We start from the raw sequence: 21,665 nt of genomic DNA, 5'->3' as shown, positions 1-21,665 counted from the left end.
TGTTTTAAAAGAGATTATTCATATAAATGTTCTGAATACATTTATCAGGTAGGTTCGAAAGCCAAATTGTATTATTCTATGAATTATTTAGATATTGCTGGTAAAGCGTTTTGGAAATACATTCGACCTTATAATGATAATTTAAAGTGCGCACCTAATTTTAATTAAATCCCAGGATTATTGGGAGAAAATCAAATAGGAATATGATTGTTTTCAATTTCTTTTTTAACTTTAAAAACTCTCACGAAAAATTCATAATAGCGACTTTCTCAGGTCGCTATTATTGATAAAAGTAACCCGTTAGTACATTAATAATAGTGAAGTCTAGACTTTAATGATGAAAATTAATAGCAAAATTCCAATAATTGACTTGTTTGCCGGCCCTGGAGGACTTGGTGAAGGTTTTATGTCTCTAAAGGATAATGATAGGGAAAATGTTTTTGATATTAAACTTTCTATAGAGAAAGAGGAAAACGCGCATAAAACTTTAACCTTTAGAAGTTTTTTTAGGCAATTTATTAAGAATAATAAGAGAGTTCCTGAAGATTACTATAGAGCTCTAAGGGAACCAGACTTAATAAAAAGAGAATCATTTATAGAAGAAATATTAGATAAGTATGAGGAGGGAGTTTTAGCAAAAAAAGAAGCAAGATTAATTGAATTGGGAGGTGAAAATTGGCCCTCAAAAAAGGTGGATAAAATAATTAATTCCCAATTAAGTAACAGGAAGAATTGGGTGTTAATAGGTGGTCCGCCATGTCAAGCCTATTCTAATGTAGGAAGGTCAAGAGTTGGAGGTATTTATAAAGAAGATCACAGGGTATACTTGTATGAAGAATACCTAAGAATCATTAAAAAACATAAGCCGGCCGTTTTTGTTATGGAAAATGTCAAAGGTCTTCTTTCTGCAAAGATAGATGGGGAAAAAGTTTTTGATTGGATGAAACGAGATTTAAAAGTTGGTAACAGTTACGAAATACATTCATTGGTTAAACCAATTGCAAAAGATTCAGATTTTCTAATAAAGTCAGAGAAGTATGGTGTGCCTCAAAAACGTCATAGGGTAATTCTTTTAGGGGTTAGAAAAGATTTTAGTCATAATGGAGAATATTTAAAAGAGAAGAAAGAAGTTACGTTAAAATCGGTAATTGACAATTTGCCAAAAGTGAGAAGTGGCTTAAATAGAAGTTTTACCCACTATCATTCAACTGAGGTTTATAAAAATGGTAAACCTAAGCGACTATATGAAAATGTGCCTGACTCAAGCGTTAATTGGCTAAAGGAAATGTCTAAAAATATTAAACAGATAAAGGTATGGGGGGAATTGGAATTAAATGGACTTACCGATGGTCCAAGAGAAATAGAATTAGATACCGGTGCTGAGTACCTTAAAGCTAATAACTTAATTCCGAGAAACCATATTTTAAAAGATTGGTACATTGATAAAAGGTTAAGGGGAGTTGTAAATCATGAGTCTAGATCACATCTTACCCAAGATTTGATGCGATATTTATTTGCAGGACTCTACGTTGAGAAACACAAAAGATTCCCTCGTTTAAATGATTATGCTGAGCACAGTAAAGATTTATTACCGGATCATGCCAATGTAGACTCAGGAAAATTTGCAGATCGATTTAGGGTTCAAGTTCCAGACAAACCAGCAACAACAGTTACAAGTCATATTTCTAAAGATGGACATTATTTTATTCACTATGACACAGCTCAATGCAGATCTTTAACGGTAAGAGAAGCTGCGCGTATCCAAACGTTTCCAGATAATTACCTATTTAGAGGAAGTAGGACAGCCCAATACCATCAAGTTGGTAACGCTGTACCTCCTTATTTGGCATATCAAATAGCTGAATTAGTTGCAGATATTTTAAATCAAAAGAACGCTTAATGGATATAGATTATAAAAATATTTCACAAGAAGAAACGCCGCCAGAAGCTAGTGCTATGATTAATACCTTTCGGGCTTTTGGATATAATTTAAGGACTGCTATTGCTGATATAATTGATAATAGTATTTCTGCTAAAGCAGAAAATATCTGGATTGAATACAAGTGGGATGGAGCAGATTCATGGGTTACAATCACTGATGATGGATTGGGAATGAATCTTGGCGAATTAAAATTGGCAATGACACCCGGAAGTAGAGACCCAAAAGATGATCGTGAAGAACATGATTTAGGTAGATTTGGACTAGGTCTAAAAACCTCATCATTCTCTCAGTGCAAAAGATTGACAGTTGTTTCTAAAAGTGATGGCTATAAGATTATTAATCGTTGTTGGGATTTAGATTATGTAAATAAAACGAAGAAATGGTCCTTATTAGATTATATATCTGATAAATCACTAGTAAATAAATTAGAGGAATTAAGTTCTGGTACAACAGTGATATGGGAAAAGATGGATCGACTTGTCGGTAATGCAAACAAGAATAATGAAGCAGCTATGAATGTGTTTCTCGATGAATTTGCTGCAGTAGAAGATCATTTAAGCCTTGTTTTTCATAGATATTTGGAACAAAAAAAGGTTGCGATTTATTTAAACGGTAATAAGCTAGAACCTTGGGACCCATTTATGAAGCAATCTGATGGTGGCCAACTCGTTGCAAATGAATCTCTAGACAAAGGGCAAGTTAGTGTTAAATGTTATGTTTTGCCACATATTTCGAAATTGACTATTGAAGAAAGGAAAAAAGCAAAAACTGAAGATTGGTATAAACTTCAAGGGTTTTATATATACCGTCAAAACCGCTTATTGCTACATGGTGATTGGCTCGGCTTATTCTCAAAAAATGAACATTTTAAAAATGCAAGAATCCTAATTGATATTCCAAATAAATTAGATCACGATTGGAAAATAGATATTAAAAAAGCAACTGCAACACCTTCATTCACTATAAGAAAAGACCTAGTAAGATTAGGTAAGCTAACAAGGTCTAGGGCAGGTTCAATCCATAAATTTAGGGGTAATCAGATTATGCTCGATGACACTATCAGTTCGTTTGATTTTCAATCTGTTTGGAAAGCAAGAAAGACTAGGGAAGAAGTTAGACACTATTATATAAATCGAGACCATTCTATTATTAAGAATTTACTTGAGAAAGAATCTATTTCTACGAAAGAAATGAAGTCTGTCTTAAAAATTATTGGAGAAACAATACCCGTTGAGTCAATCATTCAGTTTCATAGTGAAGAGCCACAGTGTCATGAGTTAAGAGATACAAATAATGAATTAGACCAAGGAACAATAGAGGTTGCCTCCCTAATGTATGAGTCGCTTAAGTCTCAAGGTTTAAATAATCAAACTGCATTGAAACAAATTTTTAATATCGAACCTTTTAATCAATTTCCAGAATTGGAACAATACTTTAGCTAATGAATCAATTTGAAAGTGCACGAAATATAGCTCATGTTCTACTTGCAAAATACAGTAAGGAAGAATTAAATACTGATATTCTTCAAACTGAGATTAACAATGTGTTTAAGATGAATGGATTTGATAAGGTAGATAGAGATGATTTAATCATCCAATTGGAGGCTGACTTAAATATATACTCTGGTAAGGCTACCCAATTGGTAGAAAAAGATGTTAAACCTTGGTTAAGTGATGTCAAATCATCAGTCAAATGGGAGTTATGGGATCGTTATAAATTACATTTAAGAGCTAAGGATGGATCTTTTCCAGTAGATAGTGTTGATGATCTAACTGATAAAATTTTAGATAAGTGTGTTAATCCAAAAACCAAAGGAAGTTGGGATAGAAGAGGTATGGTTGTTGGAAATGTTCAATCTGGTAAAACAGCTAACTACACTGGATTGATTAATAAGGCAACAGATGCTGGTTATAAACTTATTATAGTAATCGCTGGTATTCATAATTCACTAAGGTCCCAGACTCAGTTAAGAGTTGATGAAGGTTATATAGGTAGAAAGAGTTCAGATTTCATAATGCGCCAAAAAAATGTAAAAGTAGGCGTTGGGAATTATGCATGTGATACTGAAATATACTCTTATACTTCGTCAGATAACAAAGGAGATTTCAATCGTTCAATTGCAAGCAGAATAAATGTTCCGATAGGAGGTAAAAGCCCTACTGTTCTGGTTATCAAAAAGAATAAAAGTATTTTAGAAAATTTAATCCTTTGGCTTAATCAATTCGCATCTGATGTCAATGGCGAGAGGAAATTAATGGATGTTCCAATGCTAGTGATTGATGATGAGGCTGATAATGCGTCTGTAAATTCTGGAACCCAATATGATGTTAGAACAATTAACCGATTGATTAGAACTTTGTTGAATTTATTCAATCAAAACACTTTTATTGGATATACAGCCACGCCTTATGCTAATTTATATATCCCATCTTCATGGAGTGAAGATCTTGAAACATATGTTAAAGATGTAAAATTAAATGTTGGAGAAGATTTATTCCCAAGAGATTTTATAGTAAATATTCCACCGCCCTCTAATTATGTAGGAGCTGCTCAAGTATTTGGGTTTGAAAATGAAAATACAGGAGAATCTGCTGAAGGATTGGACATAATTAGGTTTGCTGAAGACCAGGAACCATGGATCCCAAAAAAAATCAATAAGCATAATGCAGAAGATTTACCAGATGATGTCCCTGAGACTTTAAAAGAGGCAATAAAAGCATTTATTTTAACCAATGCCATGCGTAGATTGAGGGGACATGGAAATAAACATTCTTCAATGTTAGTGCATGTTGCTTTGAGAGTTCTGTGGATTGATAGAGTTGCTTGGTTAGTAAATGAAATATTAAGAGGATACAAAAATCAAATAAAATCAGGTCAAGGTAATATCTTATATGATCTTGAAGAGATTTTCTATGATGATTTTACACCTACAACTAAAGAGGTGAAGAATAATATTTCGTATAACGACCCAAAAATAAGGACGCATACTTGGGATGAAGTAAAGAAAGAATTAATTGCTGCAGTGACTAAGATTGAAGTACGTGCTGTCCACGGTCTTAAAAGAACAGGTTCTCTTGAATATCATAGAATTGAAGAGATTGATTATGATGCTCATAAAGAAGTAGGGCTCTCAGTAATTGCAGTTGGGGGAAATAAATTAGCTAGAGGTATTACACTTGAGGGACTTTCAGTTAGTTATTATTTAAGAACAACTCGAATGTATGATTCACTTATGCAAATGGGGCGTTGGTTTGGATATCGTCCTGGTTATGCTGATTTGTGTAGATTGTATACGACATCTCAACTGATTAACTGGTATAGGCACGTAACAATGGCAACCGAAGAAATGCGTAATGATTTTGATGAGATGGCGGCTAATAATATGGTCCCGAAAGATTATCAATTGAAGGTTCGTACACACCCTGGCATGTTGATGGTGACGTCTCTAACAAAAATGAGGGAACATGAAAAGATTCAGGTAGGATTCTCCGGTAAATTGATTCAAACATTCGGATTCAATAAATCTGAAATTACTGCAAATTATAATGACTTCAAATACTTAATTTCGAGACTACCTGAGCCAGAATTAAAGACGAATAGTAAAGGAGCTGTAAATTTCCTTTTATGGAAGGATATGAATTCAAATTTGGTTATTGATTTTATTTCAACATATCGTAATTCCTACCATCGTTTTGATATTATCAAATCATACATTGAAAAGCAAAATCAACATGATTTATTAGACCAATGGTCAATTGCTATTTCTTTGAATACATCACCGAAGAAATCCATAAAGTTAAACTGGGCAAACGGTCAGATTGATGTTGGTTTGTCAGATCGTAACCTAGGTCAAACTGCAGATGAAATATTTGTTCCAGCAAATAAGAGGGCAATCCTTTTTAAAGAACATAAAGTGGTCGATTTAAATACAACGAAAAAATCTTTGTCAGAAAAGGATATTAGAGAATATAGAAAAAGGTATGGAAAGCCTCTTTTGGTTATTGTTCCAATGAACCCTGATCCTGAAAAATATGAAGGCATATCTAATGAAGAACCAATAATAGGATTTGGGTTAATGTTTCCAATATTTGAGTCAGAGAAAAAATTTGAGTATGCTGCACGTCCATTGAACCCTGAATTCGAAGAAGAGCCACAACAAAGTGATGATAAAGCAGACGATGAGTAATATTAAGGACATATGGATAAATCAGGAATTAAATTCAGGATCAATCACGTTACGTGAACATTTTGCTGTTCATGTAGGTTTTAATTGCTTTGTTGGGCGTATCGGTGTGTCTAATGCAAAAATGTTTCAAATTGAATTAAATGAATCAACACCAATACATAAGAATTATTTGAAGCGATTTCATGGGGTTGAGATTAGAGTTTTGGATTCAAAAAAGGGAAAGAAGGACGTTACAATTATACTATCGGATAATGACCTAATAGACGTATTCATACTTTTTCTTGAAGATTTGATTAGTAGTCTTAAAAATTTAGATAATGAAAACAGCATACCGCTAATCTTAAATGAAAAAGTTGGGTATTGGGGAAAATTATTTGCAAAAATAAAAGGGGAATTACTTTCCAAAGAACGACAACGAGGCCTTTATGGGGAATTAATATTTTTAAACACTTTATTGAATAGTTCCAATGATTTTGTAAAGACAATTTCTTCTTGGACAGGTCCTGAGGGTTCAAATCAAGATTTCAGCAATGGACTATCAGCAGTTGAAGTAAAAAGCTCTAGGGCAACTAAACCAACGGTTAATATTGCTAGTGAATTGCAATTAGATTGGACTATATTGGATAACCTCTTTTTACATGTGATTCATCTTGATGAATTAAGTAATGGCTCAGATACTTTAAAAAAACTGATTGAAGGCATTAAACAAAAAGTGGCTAAGCACCCTAATTTATTGCGGTTGTTTGAGGAGAAACTTGATCTTTCGGGTATTCCTCTTGGAGAAGAGAAGCATTATGATGAAATAGAGTTTATTATTCGTTCTCAAAGAGTGTTTAAGGTGCAAAATGGTTTTCCTGTATTAATTAATGATACCATTAATAATGAAGCTATTCATAATGTAAAATACCAAATAGATTTAACGGCTCTAGAACCTTTTGAAACTGAACTCGAATCTGTTATAAGTAAAATGATATGAGCAATATAACCACTCAACATTCCGATTTTGAATTAGAACAATACACACAAGAAGTGTTCCATGAAGTAAATTCATTAGCTTATTCAGATGAAGATGGAGCGTCTAAAGAGGATAAGTTCACCGAATACATAATGGAGATTTTAGCTGAAGCAGGAGAAACAGATGGTATTAGATTATGTCCTTATGTTAAAGAGAATCGCTTTGAAAATATTGATCTTAAAATTAATGGTTATTCTATTGAAGAAGGGTTTGAAAGTGTAGACCTTTTTATAACTCATTATTCAGATACCAATGATATTTACTCTTTAAGAAAACCTGAATTTGACGGATTGTTAAAATGGTCAGCTAAATTTTTGAATGCAGCGTTGAAAGGTCATTTGGACGAGATAGAGCCTTCAACGGAAGCGTATGGTTTAGCAAGCCTTATAAAAAAGCATAGAAATGATTTTATTAGAATAAACATCTTTGTTATCTCAAATGGTAATATTCCTTTTGATGCCCCAAAAGCTAAAATAAAAGGATTTGATGATCTTTTAATAAATGTCCATATATGGGATTTAGAACGCTTACACCGTTTATCTCAATCCAAATATAACCGAGAGCCCATCGAAATTGATTTTAGGGAAACTTTAGGTGTTGATATTCCATGTCTAGAAATGCCCTCAAAAAATAATCTTTATGAATGCTATTTAGCAATTGTTCCAGGAGACGCCCTTGCTGCCTTGTACAAAAATTATGGTACCAGACTATTAGAAAGTAACGTGAGGGCTTTTTTACAACAAACCGGAAAGGTTAATCGTGGAATAAGAGATACTATTCGTGAAAATCCTGAAATGTTTTTACCATATAATAATGGTTTAGCTACTACGGCAATAGATGTGAAAACAGAGCAAATAGGGGGGCGAAATTTTATCACAAGTGTTAAAGATTTTCAAATTGTTAATGGAGGACAAACCACAGCATCTTTGTTTCATACCTTCAAAAAATTTAAATCTGACCTTTCTGAAGTCTTCGTTCAAATGAAATTGACAGTAATCAAAGACGAAGAAAAAAAGAATGAAATGGTCCCGAATATTTCTCGATATGCCAATAGTCAAAATAAGGTTTCTGAGCTAGATTTGAGTTCTAATAATCCCTTTTTAATAAAGCTAGAGGAATTATCGAGAACAACTTATGCTATTGATCCTGATGATAGAAATAAACAGTCTATTTGGTTTTTCGAAAGAGTTAAAGGTCAATATAAAGAATCATTAAATAAAGAACCTACAGCCGGTAAGCAAAGAGCTTTTAAATTAAAATATCCAACCTCTCAGAAGATATTGAAATCTGAGGTAGCTAAGTACATGAATATTTATGATAGAATACCTTATCATGTATCTAAAGGAGCACAGAAGAACTACAATATTTATCTTAGAGAAGCAGAGAAAGAGTATAAAAAAAAGAAACCTACACGTATAATGTGGGAAGATATAGTTGCTAATGCTATACTGTTTAAGACAACTGATAAACTTTTTGGAAGAAAGAATCAGGATCCAATAGGAGATACAAATATTAAATCTCACACAGTTGCATATACTTTATCTCTTTTACATGAATTAACAGATGGGAAAATTGATTTAGGTAAAATATGGAATAAGCAAATTATAGATGAATCTTTCAAAACGGAGTTGAAAAAGGGACTAATCTATGTATATGAATATTTTACATCATTAAATGTTTTACTAATTAGTGAAGCTGCAAAATCAGAAAAGACATGGCTCAAGTTATTAGAACAGAAAAAATGCCCTTTTGATCTCGATATATTAAAACCATATATAGTAAGTGAAAGGGATTATAAACAAAGGTATGAGCAGAATGAGGATGATAGTGAAGAAATCCGTAAATATGATAATTTAAAACGAATTTCAGATTTAGGGCTTAGATTTTGGGATGGCCTATTCAAGTATAATATTAGAACAAATGTACTATCAAAATATGAAGATAATATGTTGTCAAGTATTCGGAGAAAAATGAAATATTCTGGAAATTTTACAGAAAATGAAATTTCAGTTGGAGTAAGAATTATTAAAAAGTTAGAACAATTAAAAGTAAATTTTAAAGATATTACAATTTTAAGTGAACTTGATGAATGTGAAAGCATAGATCCATCCGCATTATATAATAGACTCCTTTTGATAGATGAGGCTAAATGGCGTCAAATTATAGATTTAGGAGAACAAACAGGTACATTTACTTTTAAAGAATTGAGTGTCATTAAAACCGTCAGACAAAAACTTAAAAGAAAGGAAAACATTGACTTAAAAAGAATGAAAATAGTTGATGATTCTCTCAAAAAGTTAAAGAAGTATGGTGTAAAGGTTTAGTTGAATAACTCCAATAACCCAAATAATTTAATTAAAATGGCAGAACGTTCCAAAGTGTCTAGTCCTGAAATAGGCTACAGGTTAATAATAAATTTTTAGGCTGTTGATGGCAATTCGGGGTGCATTCGGACGTAGTCCATTCTGCCGTAATTCCGGTTGTACTTAGTTGGGATTAGTTTTTATTCTTTAAACTTAATATTTCTCTTATTAAGTAAAGTTCTTATTGCTTCATCTTTTATTGCAATATCATACAATTCATCTTTATACTCATTAGCAATATTTAAATACCTGTCAATATCTTTAAAAAATGAAGATAATATTTTCTTATTTGGTGACTGTGTTTTAAAATATATTTCCATTAATAACATAACATTGTTCAATAAACCCTGTTTGTCAATTTTTAAAGAAGGAAAACTATCTTTGATTTGGTCATGGTAACTATCAAGAATGTGGAGTATTCTAACAAGAGGATGTGGATGTGAATGTTTTTTTGTGTAAAAATTAATCTTTTTAATGTCATTTTTGTAATTCCATTTTCCAAAATAGGAGAATGTCTTTGTAATACAAATACTGCCTATTCCTAAAAATAGTAAACAAATAAATGCATTTTCATTAATATCTTGTTTGTTCTTGAAATAATAACCATTCTTGACGTTTAGGATGTATCCAAAAACATCCCAGGTAGCAAAGAAATCAGCGTCTAACTCCCAGGCATGCCTTTTAATACAGAAGTTAGATAAATCAATGTTTTCAGAAATGTAATTTTCAACAATTATTTTCGAACTATTAAATTGTAATATGTGTTGAAATTCATGTCCGAAAGTAAATTGATTTGAACAATTTAGCATGAATTTAGAGACGCTAAAATCATTGGTTTTTAGTAGCTTTTTATATCCAGATGAAATACTTCCATTATTTGATTCGATTAATTTATTAATAGAATTATTTGATATTATTTTTTCGTCAAAAGCCTCTAACATTTGAACAGCATATCCTTTGGTAATTCCAATTATATTATAGCCTCTTTTGTTTCTGGCAAATGCATTACAAGATATGTCGTCTCTTATATAAAAAAAACAATCTGTTAAATTATAACGTTCATTTTTTTCTTCATATAATTTCTCAAATTGATCTGCAAAAAACTGATACTTTTCAATAATTTCAGCATCCAAATATTTGTAGTCAAAAGGATTGTCAATTATGTTATATTCTTTAAGTTTATACATAAAATCTATATCCATAATTCTTCAATGTTATAACTGATTTTTAACACAAAACCTATGTGTAGTTGTGTTGTTTAATACTTAACTTAGCAAGTACGCACCAACCGGAAAACAAGCAATTACTTATTGCTATGTTGGGTGCATTTTTTGACTCTTTTTGTACTTGTTTAAACTTTTTACTAATTAAGGGCAGTAACTACATTGGTTACCAAACGCCCTGTATGCAGCAGTTGCAGCTTGATTTGCGGCTTCAGATGCGTAGTCAGCAGCCTCACGAGAATTTTCAGCAGCTTCTCTAGCATGATTTTCCGCCGAACTGGCATATCGTTTAGTTCTTTCAGCCTCCTCTTTAACTTGTTGAATTTCATAATTCAAGAAAAGGTTGTGTAATAGAACAGCGATTAACAGTCCCAGTATGATTTTAAGTAGTTTTTTTTCACTCATAATGTGTGTTTTATACACCCTACGGTTCGAATAACCGTCATAAAGCGGTTTGTTTCTAAATTAGTCTAAAAAGGTTTGTTTTTTTAACTCAGTTCTTTGTTAGCACCAATATATTATTCCATATAATCATTGTATTTTCCGAAAAATTCCTCGGCAAAATTTTCGTTGCTAAATAGAAATACTTCAAATACACCTGTGTCGCTTTTAAATGTTAATTCTCCATATCTGACAATTGGAATTTTATAATTTTCTTTAAACCTTCTATCTGGCGAACCATCTTTATTAACTTTTGCCCAAGTTTCTCCAACAACTTTACTGTCTTTGGGAATTTTTTCTGTCTCTAGAAAATTCATTGGCTCAAAATTCAATTCAAGTTCATCTAGTTCAATTAGTCCAAAGTTTTGTTTGTTATCGAATAATGCCGCAAACCCAGGATAAATGTAAATATTACTTCCATTTTGATTTTGGAAACACATTGCTTCGTAAACAGAATTTAAAAATGGAATTTTTTCATATCTGATTTTTGTTCGTATTCTTTCAATATCTCTGTAGGCTGAAGAGCGATTATCTTCATTTGGAATTGCATTTGTAATATCCCAAGTTAAAGACGATTCTAGTAAATTATCAAAAGCAAGTTTTAGTTTCAAATATTTTTCATCTAGAACTCTATCCATATCGATTTCTATATCAATATGGCATTCCGTAACTTGTTTTTTTAAATTGACTAAATATTCCTTTTTCTCGATATAATCGTTATCGAACCATTTAATTAAAAATCCAATTAAAAATACTTTTGAGATTATTTTTAAAGTATTTGAATTTTTAACCTTTCTTTCAAGTTGCGAAATTTCTTTTTTAATCGCAACCATTTCTTTATTTGCCGCAACTAATGTCTCTTTTAACTCTACTAAACCATGTGTAGTAACTTCTGAAGCATTTTTACTTTTTATTTCGCCTCTTAAATTTTCTGGAAGGAAATAGTTTTCGGTTTGTTGTAGCTCTGGTACAAAGTCTTCAGATTTTTGTTTTTTAGATTCCCAGTCAGTAATTTTTTTTCTGTCATAGATTCCAGTTCCTGGAATTCCAGTGTTTAAATAAGCTCCGTTCTTATTGAGACTAACATTAAATCCTTTAATACCTAAAGTAGTGCTAATTCCACTCGCACTAAAGTTTACATAGAAACCCGGAAATAATTTTTGTCTTCTTCTAAATTTTAATCCCATTGTTGTTTGGTTGTATTGGTGCTAGTGGTATAGGATATGAATAGTTAAATGGGTTAGCATTTAATTTTGCAAGTACAAACCAAACTGAAAATCCACGAGGATTTTCAGAAGTAATCGAGAACAAGCAATTACTTATAGCCATCTTTGTTGTGAGCAGTACTCTATTATTCATTTTCTTTTTCGTCATCATCGAAATCTAAAATTCTGTCGTTTAATTCTGGGATGATATTTTCTGTTTTTTCTTCGAGCAATGTTACATTTTTCAATTTTCTTTGGATTGCTCTTGTTCTAACTCCCATAACATCGTCCAACTGATTTAAACCAGTTTGAATATTCTTTTGAGCCTTTTGCATCATTCCGCCAAAATTCTTAAACTCCTTTTTTACATCGCTCAATACAGTCCAAACTTCACTACTTCTTTTTTGAATTGCCAAGGTTTTAAAGCCCATTTGTAAACTGTTTAAAATAGCGGCCAATGTAGTAGGTCCAGTAACTATAATTTTATAATCTCTCTGTAACGTCTCAAGCAAAGCTGATTTTCTGACAACTTCTGCGTAAATCCCTTCAAATGGCAAAAACATTACACCAAAGTCAGTAGTGTTTGGTGGGTCAAGATATTTTTCGCTAATATCTTTGGCCATTTTCTTAATTGTACCGTCAAGTTCTTTTTGGGCTGAAAGAATTTGACTTGGGTCGCCATCTTCGTATGCATCTTGAAGTTTTTCGTAAATATCTTTTGGGAATTTTGCATCGATTGGTAACCAAACAACGCTACTTGAATCGTCTTTTCCTGGAAGTTTAATTGCAAATTCTACTGTAGATGAACTTCCTTTTTTTGTTTTTACATTCGCTTCGTATTGGTCAGGTGCAAGTATTTGTTCCAATAACATAGCTAATTGAACTTCTCCAATTCCGCCACGCATTTTTACGTTACTCAATACTTTTTTTAGACCACCAACATCTGATGCCAAATTTTTCATTTCACCCAAGCCTTCTTGAACAGATTTCAACTGTTTTCCGACCGTTTCAAATGATTGACTTAATCTGTCATTTATTGTTTTTTGAAGTTTTTCGTCAACAGTTTTTCTCATTTCATTGAGTTGTTCAGTATTGTCTTTTCTTATATCTGAAAGCTGTTTTTCAACCGATTCTTTAACTTCTTTAATCCTTTTTTCTGATTCTTGATTAATCTCATTTTGCTTTTTACTAAATGAATCAAATCTGTCTTTCAATAAATCGTTTAACCTCTTAGTATTATTATCAAAACTATCTTTGAAATTATCTAATGACTTAGTTAGTTCTTCTCTTTGGTTTTTTGATGCAGTGTTATTTTCCTCACGATTTTTCTGGTTTATTTCATTTTGCTGTTTACTAAATGAGTCAAACCTATCTTTTAAAAGTTCATTTAGTGCTTTAGTATTGGTGTCAAAACCTTCTTTAAAGTTATCCAAGGATTTTGTTAGTTCTTCTCTTTGTGTTTTTGAAGAGCTATTTGTTTCTTCTCGATTTCTTTGAAACTCGTCTTTAATGGTTTTATCCGTTTTTTCGAGAGTACCATCAAATTTTATTAGAGAATTTTTTGTTTGGTCAAAACTATCTTCAATATCAAAGTCTAATTTTATCTTTTTCGAAAGCGTAACAATTATATTAATTACTAATAAAACAATCAACACAATCAAAAGTATAATATCCGTATTCATAGGTTTGTTTTGTATTACGCTACAATAGTTGGTTAAACACAATTGTGTTTATTTTCATAAAGTTTTAGTTAAATAAAAATAAATGTTTTTCATACAAAAGCAATATGGTTTCCCGTAATTATAGATTTTTATTTGCCCATGAATTTATTCAACAAGATTTTACCAGAAATCGCCAGCTTTCCTTAAATTGCAGTAAATATTTTCAATAACCGGAAAGCCAAAAACTGCATACGTTTTTGCATACGATTTTATAAAATGGCGGCTTGTGAGCTCAGTAAATGCGTTTAAATCAGCATGTTCTGAGAACTCATAACCCGAAGGTCACTGGTTCGAGTCCAGTTCCCGCTACTAGCAAAGACAAGGGTTTCAAGAGATTGAAGCCCTTTTTTTATTTTTCCACACAACACTTGTATAACATTTTTTAGCCATCGTTGTTTACTTTGCTCAACAATAACAACTCAAATTAGATTTGTCACATGAATTTAAAGGTTAAGTAATTATTAAAAGTAGTTTAGTTATGGTAAAAGATATATTATTCGTTAATTGTCTTATTTATAACATCTAAAAGAACCAAATGACTCAAAATGTTAATCTAGCTGTCTTAATTGATGGAGACAATATTCCTTCAGCAAATGTTAAAGAAATGATGGAAGAGATTGCCAAATACGGCAGCCCAACAATTAAAAGGATTTATGGTGACTGGACAAGACCAGGTTTAGCAAAGTGGAAAAAACTACTCCTAGAAAACGCCATAACACCAATTCAACAGTATGGTTATACTACGGGTAAAAACGCTACCGATTCGGCAATGATAATTGATGCCATGGATATACTTTATAGCGGTAAGGTCGGTGGCTTTTGTCTGGTTTCTAGTGATAGTGATTTTACGAGGCTAGCTACAAGATTAAGGGAGGCAGGAATGCAGGTGATTGGAATTGGAGAAAAAAAGACACCTAACCCATTCATAGTAGCTTGTGATAAGTTTATTTACATTGAGATTCTTAAATCACAAGCTGGAGAAAAAGACGAAACCAAAGAATCTACCAAACCTGCAATTGATAAGATAACAAGAAAAGAAATAAACTTTATTTCAACTACAATTAGAGATATTTCGGATGATGATGGTTGGGCGTTTCTAGGAGACGTTGGAAGTTTATTGCAGAAAAAACAACCAAATTTTGATTCAAGAAATTATGGTTTCGATAAACTGACCCCCTTAATAAAATCAATAGATAAGTTTGAAATAGAGCAAAGAGAAAATCCTAAAAGCAGGAATAAATTAATTTATGTTAAGATAAAGTATAAGAATAACACTAATACTAAAAAGAATTAAAGTATATTACTTAAAGGTTTCGTTATCTAATCTTTAAGTTGTGTTGGTGATTAAGTTTAAAAGCAAGTTTATATTTGTTTTCATAGAAACATAGTTGTTTTGTGAGAATAAAAGCCTATGTTTGCAATGTTCGAATAGGACACCTTTTCAGTTTTCAAGGTAGTATTTAGTAATTAGTTTTTTCGAGTTTTTCTCTTCTTACCTTCTCTATTTCATCATTACTTTATTAGTTGTTTAAGTATTTTAAAGCAGTTTAATGTTTATGAATTGTTGTGTACTTATTTAGGAGTTAATTCAACAAAAAAATATTTAATAATTTATAATTTAGTAAAGATGCAAGAAGGCACAGTAAAATTTTTTAACAACTCAAAAGGATTTGGGTTCATTACATCATCAGAATCAGGAGAAGACATTTTTGTACATAGTTCAGGGTTGATTGATGACATTAGAGAAGATGACAAAGTAGAGTTTAATACCCAACAAGGAAAAAAAGGGTTGAATGCTGTAAATGTAGCAGTTATTTAATAAAATATATTTTTCATTTAAGAGCCTATTATTTCAAAATAATAGGCTTTTTCCATCATAATTAAATTAATAATAGTATATTGAATTACATCAAATAATTTATGGGCAAATCACAACAATCCTTTAGTAAGAGCGAAAGAGAAAAAAAACGTCTTAAAAAACGTGAAGAAAAAAGAAAGAAAATGGAAGCTCGAAAAATTGAAGCAAAGGAAAGTGGAAAAAAAGGGATTGAATTTGCCTATGTAGACCATAATGGTCAACTTACCGACACCCCACCTGATCCTTCTAAGAAAGTTAAAATAAAAGCTAAAAATATAGAGGTTGCCATTCCTAAAAAGGAAGATGAAACTGAAGATTTTGACCCAATAAGAAAAGGTACAGTTTCATTTTTTAATCAATCTAAAGGTTATGGGTTTATTATAGATTCGGAAACCCAAGAAAAATACTTTACTCACATTAGCGGTCTTATTGATGAAATCTCTGAAAATAATAAGGTTTCATTTGAGCTTGAGAAAGGTCAAAAAGGAATGAATGCTGTTAACGTAAAGCTAACATAACAAAAACCCAATCTCTTTGACAACTTCTGTTTTGTTTTACTGGACTATCAACTAGTTTTGACTTTAAGCTAGAACTGTTTACCCTGAAAAGGAAATTCCTCAATTGTACCCTCTATAGCATACGGCTCTTTGTAGAACTCTCTTTTTTTTAATTTATGGATAAGAGGTTTGTTTCAGTTTAAAACTCGAAAGTCACTGGTTTGAGTCTAGTTACAACTAGAGAGTAAAACCCTTAGCTAATTAAGTTGTGGGGTTTTTATTTGACGATGCCCTAACTACTAATTTGGCATCCAAAATTTGTTTGTTAAGAGATTGTTTAAAAGAGTCTTGCTCTACATATTCTAAGAACTTTAAAGCTGCAAGTCTACCAATCTGTTTGCTATGCTGATTTATACTGGAAATAGGAGGCGTGACCATAGCTGTAAAAGGTTCGTCGCCAAAACCAACTAGTGCAATATCACCAGGAACGTTAATATTATTTTCTTTAAGTACTTGTAGCGCACCTAAAGCGGCATAATCTCCAGCAACATAAACAGCATCTGGCCTATTTTTTAGATTTATAAGTTCTTGCATTCTTAACCTACCGTCTTCTGTAGATAGATTACTTTCAATTAGTAACTCATCATCTAATGGCAAATCATATTTTTTTAAAGCATCCATATAACCCCTAATACGGTTATTGTAAATTCTTGTACGCTTAAAACCTCCAATGTGTGCAATTCTTTTGCATCCCTGGTTTATCAGGTGCTCTACAATTTTGTGGCTACTCTCGTAGTCGTTTATACCAATATAATCTACATTAAGGTCGTTTTCACCACGATCAAATAATATTAAGGGAATGCCTTTAGATTTTATTTTTTCATAGTAGTCTAGTTCAACCGTTTCGTTGGCCATGGAAGCAATGATACCATCAACTTGAGTAAATAAAAGCGCGTCGATATTATCACATTCCTTTTTATAAGATTCGTTAGACTGAGTAATGATTATGTTGTAACCTTCCTTGTTTAGAACTTCTTCAATATTATGAATAACCGATGAAAAGAAATTGCTATTAGTTTTTGGAACAACAACACCAACTAAGTTGCTCTTTCCTTTTCTTAGAGCACTTGCTAGGTGATTGGGTTGATAATTTAAGTTTTTGGCAACTTGCCTAACAGCTTTTTTTGTTTTCTCGCTTATACGGGAGTCATCATGAAGGGCTTTAGAAACGGCAGCAGGAGAAATGTTTAGCACGTTTGCAATATCTTTTATGGTCGCTTTTTTTTTATTACCCAATTTTGTTATATATTTGCTTAAACGTTTAAGCAAATATATTGCTTTAATAGAAAAAATCAAAACATCTTGGTCTAATAAAAAGGGTTTTGATTTATTTTTTGCAAAATGGTTAAACGTTTAAGCAAAACTAATTAATATTAAATATAAGAATTAAAAAAATGGGTAAAGTAGTCACATTTGGAGAGATTATGTTAAGATTGTCTCCACAAGGATTTTTAAGATTTTCACAGGCCAACAATTTTGATGTTGTTTATGGTGGTGGAGAGTCTAACGTAGCAGTTTCGTTAGCAAATTACGGTGTAGATGTAGATTTTGTAACGCGCTTACCAAAGAACGACATTGGCGAATGTGCCATGATGGAAATGCGTAAAAGAGGTGTTGGTGTAGATAAGATTGTTTGGGGTGGAGATCGTTTAGGAATCTATTTCTTAGAGACAGGAGCTGTGTCTAGAGGAAGTAAAGTGGTTTACGACAGAGCCAATTCAGCTATGGCTGAAATCCAATCTGGGATGGTTAATTGGGAAGAAGTATTCGATGGAGCAGATTGGTTCCACTGGACAGGGATTACTCCTGCGATTTCTCAAAGCTCTGCTGATGTTTGTTTAGAAGCTGTAAAAGCAGCTAGCAAATTAGGTTTAACAATATCTACAGATTTAAATTACCGTCAAAAACTTTGGAGTTATTGTGATACAGCTCATAGAGAAAAAGTAATGACTGAATTAACTTCGTACTGTGATATTATCTTAGGAAATGAGGAAGATGCTGAAAAACATTTTGGTATTCATCCAGAAGGTTTAGATGTACATAAACATGGTCATGATGTTAAGGCTGAAGCATTTTTATCTGTATGTGATCAAATGTTGAAAAAATTCCCAAGAGCTAAAAAGGTAATAACTACCTTAAGAGGTTCAATCTCTGCTTCTCATAATACTTGGGCAGGCGTGTTATACGATGGCGAAACTATGTATCAAACCCGTCAATACCAAATTACCGATATCGTTGATAGAGTTGGTGGTGGTGATTCGTTCATGGGAGGTTTAATCTATGGTTTGTTAAAGTACCCAGAAGACGACCAAAACGCACTAGATTTTGCTGTAGCTGCTTCATGTTTAAAACACACTGTTAAAGGTGATGCCAACTTGGTAACGGTTGATGAAGTTGAAAAACTAATGGGAGGTGATGCCTCTGGACGTGTAGCTAGATAAAAAGTGTTTAATTGTTTATCTGTTGAATCGTTTATTCGGTTTAGCAGTTCAACAAGTACACAAATCAACAATTAAACATTAAAAAAAATGGCACAGTTTTCAAGATTAGAAGTTGCACAGGCAATGAAAGAAACAGGGATGATTCCTTTGTTTTTTAACAACGATATAGAATTAAGTAAGAAGGTATTAAAGGCTTGCTACGATGGTGGTGCGCGTTTAATGGAATTTACTGCTCGTGGCGATTTTGCTCACGAAGTTTTTGGTGAATTAACTAAATATGCTGTAGCAGAATTACCAGGAATGATCATGGGCGTTGGTTCTGTAACAGATGCGGGACAGGCTTCATTGTATATGTCTTTAGGAGCTAACTTTGTAGTAACTCCTGTATTAAGAGAAGATATTGCAATTGCATGTAACCGAAAAAAAGTACTTTGGTCTCCAGGATGTGGTACGTTAACTGAAATTACCAGAGCTGAGGAATTAGGTTGCGAAATAGTAAAGCTATTCCCTGGTGATATTTATGGGCCACAATTTGTAAAAGGAATTAAGGGGCCACAACCATGGACGAGCATCATGCCAACAGGAGGTGTTTCACCAACCGAAGAAAACCTAAAAGGTTGGTTCGATGCAGGTGTTACTTGTGTTGGTATGGGGTCTAAATTAATCTCTAAAGATATCATTGCCAATAAGGATTATGCTAAGCTAGAGCAAGACGTTAGAAATGCGTTAGCCATAGTAAAGGCCGTTAGGTAAATAAAGTAAAGATCATTAGTGTTAAAGAGCTGCAATTTAATTGCGGCTCTTTTTTTTATTCTGATTAGAAATTCGTTAATTCGCAACACATTAAACAATTAATAAGATTAAAATGAAAATAGGAAAAATTTTAAGTGTTGTTGCCGCTGTTGTTATGGTGGTATCGTGTAACAAAAATGGTGCTCAAAGTAAGTCTTTAGAAACAGGAATAGACTCGGTAAGTTATGCTATTGGTGTTGATGCAGCAAGAGGTTTACAGTCTACGTTTGGTAAAGAATTCGATATCGATTTATTTTATCAAGGGTATAAGAGTGCTATCGATTCTGTTGATTTAAAAATAGACCCATCTGAAGTACAGTTTGTAATCCAGAATTACATGAGAAAGAGACAAGAAGAAGAAATGGAGAAGCAACAAGCTGAGGCTAAAAAGAAAGCTGAAGAACAGTATGCTAAAGAAAAGGCTGCCGGAGAACAATTAATGGCAGACAATATTTCTAAAGAAGGAGTACAAACTACCGAGAGTGGTTTGCAATATATTGTAATGAAGGAAGGTGAAGGCGATAAGCCAACTGCTAGTGATAGAGTTAAGGTACATTATCATGGTACTTTGTTCGACGGGACAGTTTTTGATAGTTCTGTAGAAAGAGATGAACCTGCTACTTTTGGTGTTACTCAAGTGATTCCTGGTTGGGTTGAAGGGCTACAATTAATGTCTGTTGGTTCTAAGTACAAATTCTTCATACCACAAGAGCTGGCTTATGGGTACAGAGGCTCAGGTCAAAAAATAGGGCCTTTTACACCTTTAGTGTTCGAAGTAGAATTATTAGAAATAGTTAAGTAACTAATATCTAAAACATACAAAAAAAGCAGGAAGATGTCTTCCTGCTTTTTTTGTTTAGTAAAATTAGTTTCAGAAACCAATCAAGGTTGTAACTTTGCACAGAAGAATTTAATAGAATAATGGGACATAAAGCAGGCTTTGTAAATATTATTGGTAACCCAAACGTGGGTAAGTCTACTCTAATGAATGCTTTCGTTGGGGAGAAGTTATCCATTATAACGTCTAAGGCGCAAACTACAAGGCACCGTATTTTAGGCATTGTAAACGGCGATGATTTTCAGGTGCTGTTTAGTGATACACCAGGAATTATAAAACCCGCATACGAGCTCCAGCAATCTATGATGGATTTTGTTAAGTCTGCTTTCGAAGATGCCGATGTGCTTATTTATATTGTTGAAATTGGTGAAAAAGCACTTAAAGACGAAGCGTTTTTCAACAAGATAACCAACTCTAAAATACCGGTTTTATTATTGCTAAATAAGATTGATACATCTAACCAAGAACAATTGGAAGAACAAGTTCAGCTTTGGGCCGAGAAAGTACCTAACGCCGAGATTTATCCAATTTCTGCTTTACAGGGGTTTAATGTAAAAGAGGTGTTTAATAGAATTATAGAATTGTTACCGCAGTCTCCGCCATTCTATCCAAAGGACCAATTAACCGATAAACCAGAACGGTTTTTTATAAATGAGAGTATAAGGGAGAAAATACTTCTACATTACAAAAAAGAAATCCCTTATGCCGTTGAGGTTGAAACGGAAGAATTTCACGAAGAGGAAAAGATTATCCGTATACGTTCGGTGATTATGGTGGAACGCGAAACCCAAAAAGGAATTATTATTGGGCATAAAGGAAGTGCTTTAAAGCGCGTTGGGACCGAGGCTAGAAAGGATTTGGAGAAATTCTTCGGAAAACAAATCCATTTAGAAATTTACGTAAAGGTCAATAAGAATTGGCGAAGTAATCAAAACCAATTAAGGCGTTTCGGTTATAATCAAAAGTAAAATTGAAATCAAAACGGTTTCTTTATCTTCTCGTAACCATTACTTTACATAACTAGAATACATTTGCTATATCAAATTTGTTAAATATTTGAGTTAGTTAGTTTAGTTAATAAAA

At 32.6% G+C, this 21,665-nt stretch carries 17 protein-coding genes; 12 read left to right on the top strand and 5 right to left on the bottom strand.

From position 1 onward, the window contains the following. Positions 1 to 334 precede the first annotated feature (334 nt). The 5 genes from M0214_RS03210 to M0214_RS03190 are packed head-to-tail and all read left to right on the top strand — an operon-like array spanning position 335 to position 9,467. Positions 335 to 1,900, top strand: coding sequence for a DNA cytosine methyltransferase (locus tag M0214_RS03210; RefSeq protein ID WP_248724029.1), 1,566 nt, complete (start codon positions 335 to 337; stop codon positions 1,898 to 1,900). Then, positions 1,900 to 3,384 (top strand): ATP-binding protein, encoded by a 1,485-nt coding sequence (locus M0214_RS03205; protein WP_248724028.1) that lies wholly within the window; start codon positions 1,900 to 1,902, stop codon positions 3,382 to 3,384. The genes M0214_RS03210 and M0214_RS03205 overlap by 1 nt, the downstream gene beginning before the upstream one ends. Beyond that, complete coding sequence (locus M0214_RS03200; RefSeq protein ID WP_248724027.1) at positions 3,384 to 6,128, top strand: Z1 domain-containing protein; 2,745 nt, start codon at positions 3,384 to 3,386, stop codon at positions 6,126 to 6,128. The genes M0214_RS03205 and M0214_RS03200 overlap by 1 nt, the downstream gene beginning before the upstream one ends. Further along, positions 6,121 to 7,104: a PD-(D/E)XK motif protein gene (locus M0214_RS03195; protein WP_248724026.1), complete on the top strand. Its 984-nt coding sequence runs from the start codon at positions 6,121 to 6,123 to the stop codon at positions 7,102 to 7,104. The genes M0214_RS03200 and M0214_RS03195 overlap by 8 nt, the downstream gene beginning before the upstream one ends. Then, entirely contained in the window at positions 7,101 to 9,467 is a 2,367-nt protein-coding gene (locus tag M0214_RS03190; protein WP_248724025.1) for an AIPR family protein, read from the top strand. Before M0214_RS03195 ends, M0214_RS03190 begins: the two co-directional genes overlap by 4 nt. Positions 9,468 to 9,646: 179 nt before the next feature. On the opposite strand, the gene M0214_RS03185 is transcribed toward M0214_RS03190, so the two are convergent. The 4 genes from M0214_RS03185 to rmuC all read right to left on the bottom strand — a co-directional run bounded on the left by M0214_RS03185 (position 9,647) and on the right by rmuC (position 14,057). Continuing rightward, a complete protein-coding gene (locus tag M0214_RS03185) occupies positions 9,647 to 10,708 on the bottom strand; it encodes a hypothetical protein (protein ID WP_248724024.1) in 1,062 nt (353 codons plus the stop codon). A gap of 165 nt (positions 10,709 to 10,873) precedes the next feature. Beyond that, positions 10,874 to 11,134 (bottom strand): hypothetical protein, encoded by a 261-nt coding sequence (locus M0214_RS03180; protein ID WP_248724023.1) that lies wholly within the window; start codon positions 11,132 to 11,134, stop codon positions 10,874 to 10,876. 113 nt (positions 11,135 to 11,247) lie between these two features. Next, positions 11,248 to 12,357: a DUF4236 domain-containing protein gene (locus M0214_RS03175; protein WP_248724022.1), complete on the bottom strand. Its 1,110-nt coding sequence runs from the start codon at positions 12,355 to 12,357 to the stop codon at positions 11,248 to 11,250. Between the two features lie 164 nt (positions 12,358 to 12,521). Beyond that, positions 12,522 to 14,057: a DNA recombination protein RmuC gene (gene rmuC, locus M0214_RS03170; RefSeq protein WP_248724021.1), complete on the bottom strand. Its 1,536-nt coding sequence runs from the start codon at positions 14,055 to 14,057 to the stop codon at positions 12,522 to 12,524. A 574-nt stretch (positions 14,058 to 14,631) separates the two neighbouring features. Here rmuC and M0214_RS03165 point away from each other — a divergent pair. The 3 genes from M0214_RS03165 to M0214_RS03155 all read left to right on the top strand — a co-directional run bounded on the left by M0214_RS03165 (position 14,632) and on the right by M0214_RS03155 (position 16,472). Continuing rightward, positions 14,632 to 15,390 (top strand): NYN domain-containing protein, encoded by a 759-nt coding sequence (locus M0214_RS03165; protein WP_248724020.1) that lies wholly within the window; start codon positions 14,632 to 14,634, stop codon positions 15,388 to 15,390. A gap of 333 nt (positions 15,391 to 15,723) precedes the next feature. Continuing rightward, positions 15,724 to 15,915 carry a cold-shock protein gene (locus M0214_RS03160; RefSeq protein ID WP_248724019.1) on the top strand — a complete coding sequence of 64 codons (192 nt, stop codon included), beginning with the start codon at positions 15,724 to 15,726 and terminating at the stop codon, positions 15,913 to 15,915. A gap of 101 nt (positions 15,916 to 16,016) precedes the next feature. Then, positions 16,017 to 16,472 carry a cold-shock protein gene (locus tag M0214_RS03155; RefSeq protein ID WP_248724018.1) on the top strand — a complete coding sequence of 152 codons (456 nt, stop codon included), beginning with the start codon at positions 16,017 to 16,019 and terminating at the stop codon, positions 16,470 to 16,472. A gap of 240 nt (positions 16,473 to 16,712) precedes the next feature. On the opposite strand, the gene M0214_RS03150 is transcribed toward M0214_RS03155, so the two are convergent. Then, the gene (locus tag M0214_RS03150) at positions 16,713 to 17,747 is read right to left on the bottom strand and encodes a LacI family DNA-binding transcriptional regulator (RefSeq protein ID WP_248724017.1); all 1,035 of its coding nucleotides are present in this window, start codon (positions 17,745 to 17,747) and stop codon (positions 16,713 to 16,715) included. 158 nt (positions 17,748 to 17,905) lie between these two features. Here M0214_RS03150 and M0214_RS03145 point away from each other — a divergent pair, with 158 nt between their 5' ends. The 4 genes from M0214_RS03145 to era all read left to right on the top strand — a co-directional run bounded on the left by M0214_RS03145 (position 17,906) and on the right by era (position 21,550). Further along, entirely contained in the window at positions 17,906 to 18,952 is a 1,047-nt protein-coding gene (locus M0214_RS03145; RefSeq protein ID WP_248724016.1) for a sugar kinase, read from the top strand. An 87-nt stretch (positions 18,953 to 19,039) separates the two neighbouring features. After that, a complete protein-coding gene (locus M0214_RS03140) occupies positions 19,040 to 19,705 on the top strand; it encodes a bifunctional 4-hydroxy-2-oxoglutarate aldolase/2-dehydro-3-deoxy-phosphogluconate aldolase (protein ID WP_248724015.1) in 666 nt (221 codons plus the stop codon). 112 nt (positions 19,706 to 19,817) lie between these two features. After that, positions 19,818 to 20,546, top strand: a complete 729-nt coding sequence (locus M0214_RS15295) for an FKBP-type peptidyl-prolyl cis-trans isomerase (protein ID WP_371873529.1) — start codon at positions 19,818 to 19,820, stop codon at positions 20,544 to 20,546. 119 nt (positions 20,547 to 20,665) lie between these two features. Continuing rightward, on the top strand, positions 20,666 to 21,550 hold the full coding sequence (era, locus tag M0214_RS03125) for a GTPase Era (RefSeq protein WP_248724014.1): 885 nt from the start codon (positions 20,666 to 20,668) through the stop codon (positions 21,548 to 21,550). The last annotated feature ends 115 nt before the right edge of the window (positions 21,551 to 21,665 follow it).

Source organism: Seonamhaeicola sp. ML3, from assembly GCF_023273855.1.
Taxonomy (GTDB): domain Bacteria; phylum Bacteroidota; class Bacteroidia; order Flavobacteriales; family Flavobacteriaceae; genus Seonamhaeicola.
This window is presented reverse-complemented; position numbering and strand designations above follow the sequence as displayed.

Coding starts and splice junctions, on each gene's coding strand:
- M0214_RS03210 (WP_248724029.1), top strand. CDS start 335: ATGATGAAAATTAATAGCAAAATTCCAATAATTGACTTGTTTGCCGGC.
- M0214_RS03205 (WP_248724028.1), top strand. CDS start 1,900: ATGGATATAGATTATAAAAATATTTCACAAGAAGAAACGCCGCCAGAA.
- M0214_RS03200 (WP_248724027.1), top strand. CDS start 3,384: ATGAATCAATTTGAAAGTGCACGAAATATAGCTCATGTTCTACTTGCA.
- M0214_RS03195 (WP_248724026.1), top strand. CDS start 6,121: ATGAGTAATATTAAGGACATATGGATAAATCAGGAATTAAATTCAGGA.
- M0214_RS03190 (WP_248724025.1), top strand. CDS start 7,101: ATGAGCAATATAACCACTCAACATTCCGATTTTGAATTAGAACAATAC.
- M0214_RS03185 (WP_248724024.1), bottom strand. CDS start 10,708: ATGGATATAGATTTTATGTATAAACTTAAAGAATATAACATAATTGAC.
- M0214_RS03180 (WP_248724023.1), bottom strand. CDS start 11,134: ATGAGTGAAAAAAAACTACTTAAAATCATACTGGGACTGTTAATCGCT.
- M0214_RS03175 (WP_248724022.1), bottom strand. CDS start 12,357: ATGGGATTAAAATTTAGAAGAAGACAAAAATTATTTCCGGGTTTCTAT.
- rmuC (WP_248724021.1), bottom strand. CDS start 14,057: ATGAATACGGATATTATACTTTTGATTGTGTTGATTGTTTTATTAGTA.
- M0214_RS03165 (WP_248724020.1), top strand. CDS start 14,632: ATGACTCAAAATGTTAATCTAGCTGTCTTAATTGATGGAGACAATATT.
- M0214_RS03160 (WP_248724019.1), top strand. CDS start 15,724: ATGCAAGAAGGCACAGTAAAATTTTTTAACAACTCAAAAGGATTTGGG.
- M0214_RS03155 (WP_248724018.1), top strand. CDS start 16,017: ATGGGCAAATCACAACAATCCTTTAGTAAGAGCGAAAGAGAAAAAAAA.
- M0214_RS03145 (WP_248724016.1), top strand. CDS start 17,906: ATGGGTAAAGTAGTCACATTTGGAGAGATTATGTTAAGATTGTCTCCA.
- M0214_RS03140 (WP_248724015.1), top strand. CDS start 19,040: ATGGCACAGTTTTCAAGATTAGAAGTTGCACAGGCAATGAAAGAAACA.
- M0214_RS15295 (WP_371873529.1), top strand. CDS start 19,818: ATGAAAATAGGAAAAATTTTAAGTGTTGTTGCCGCTGTTGTTATGGTG.
- era (WP_248724014.1), top strand. CDS start 20,666: ATGGGACATAAAGCAGGCTTTGTAAATATTATTGGTAACCCAAACGTG.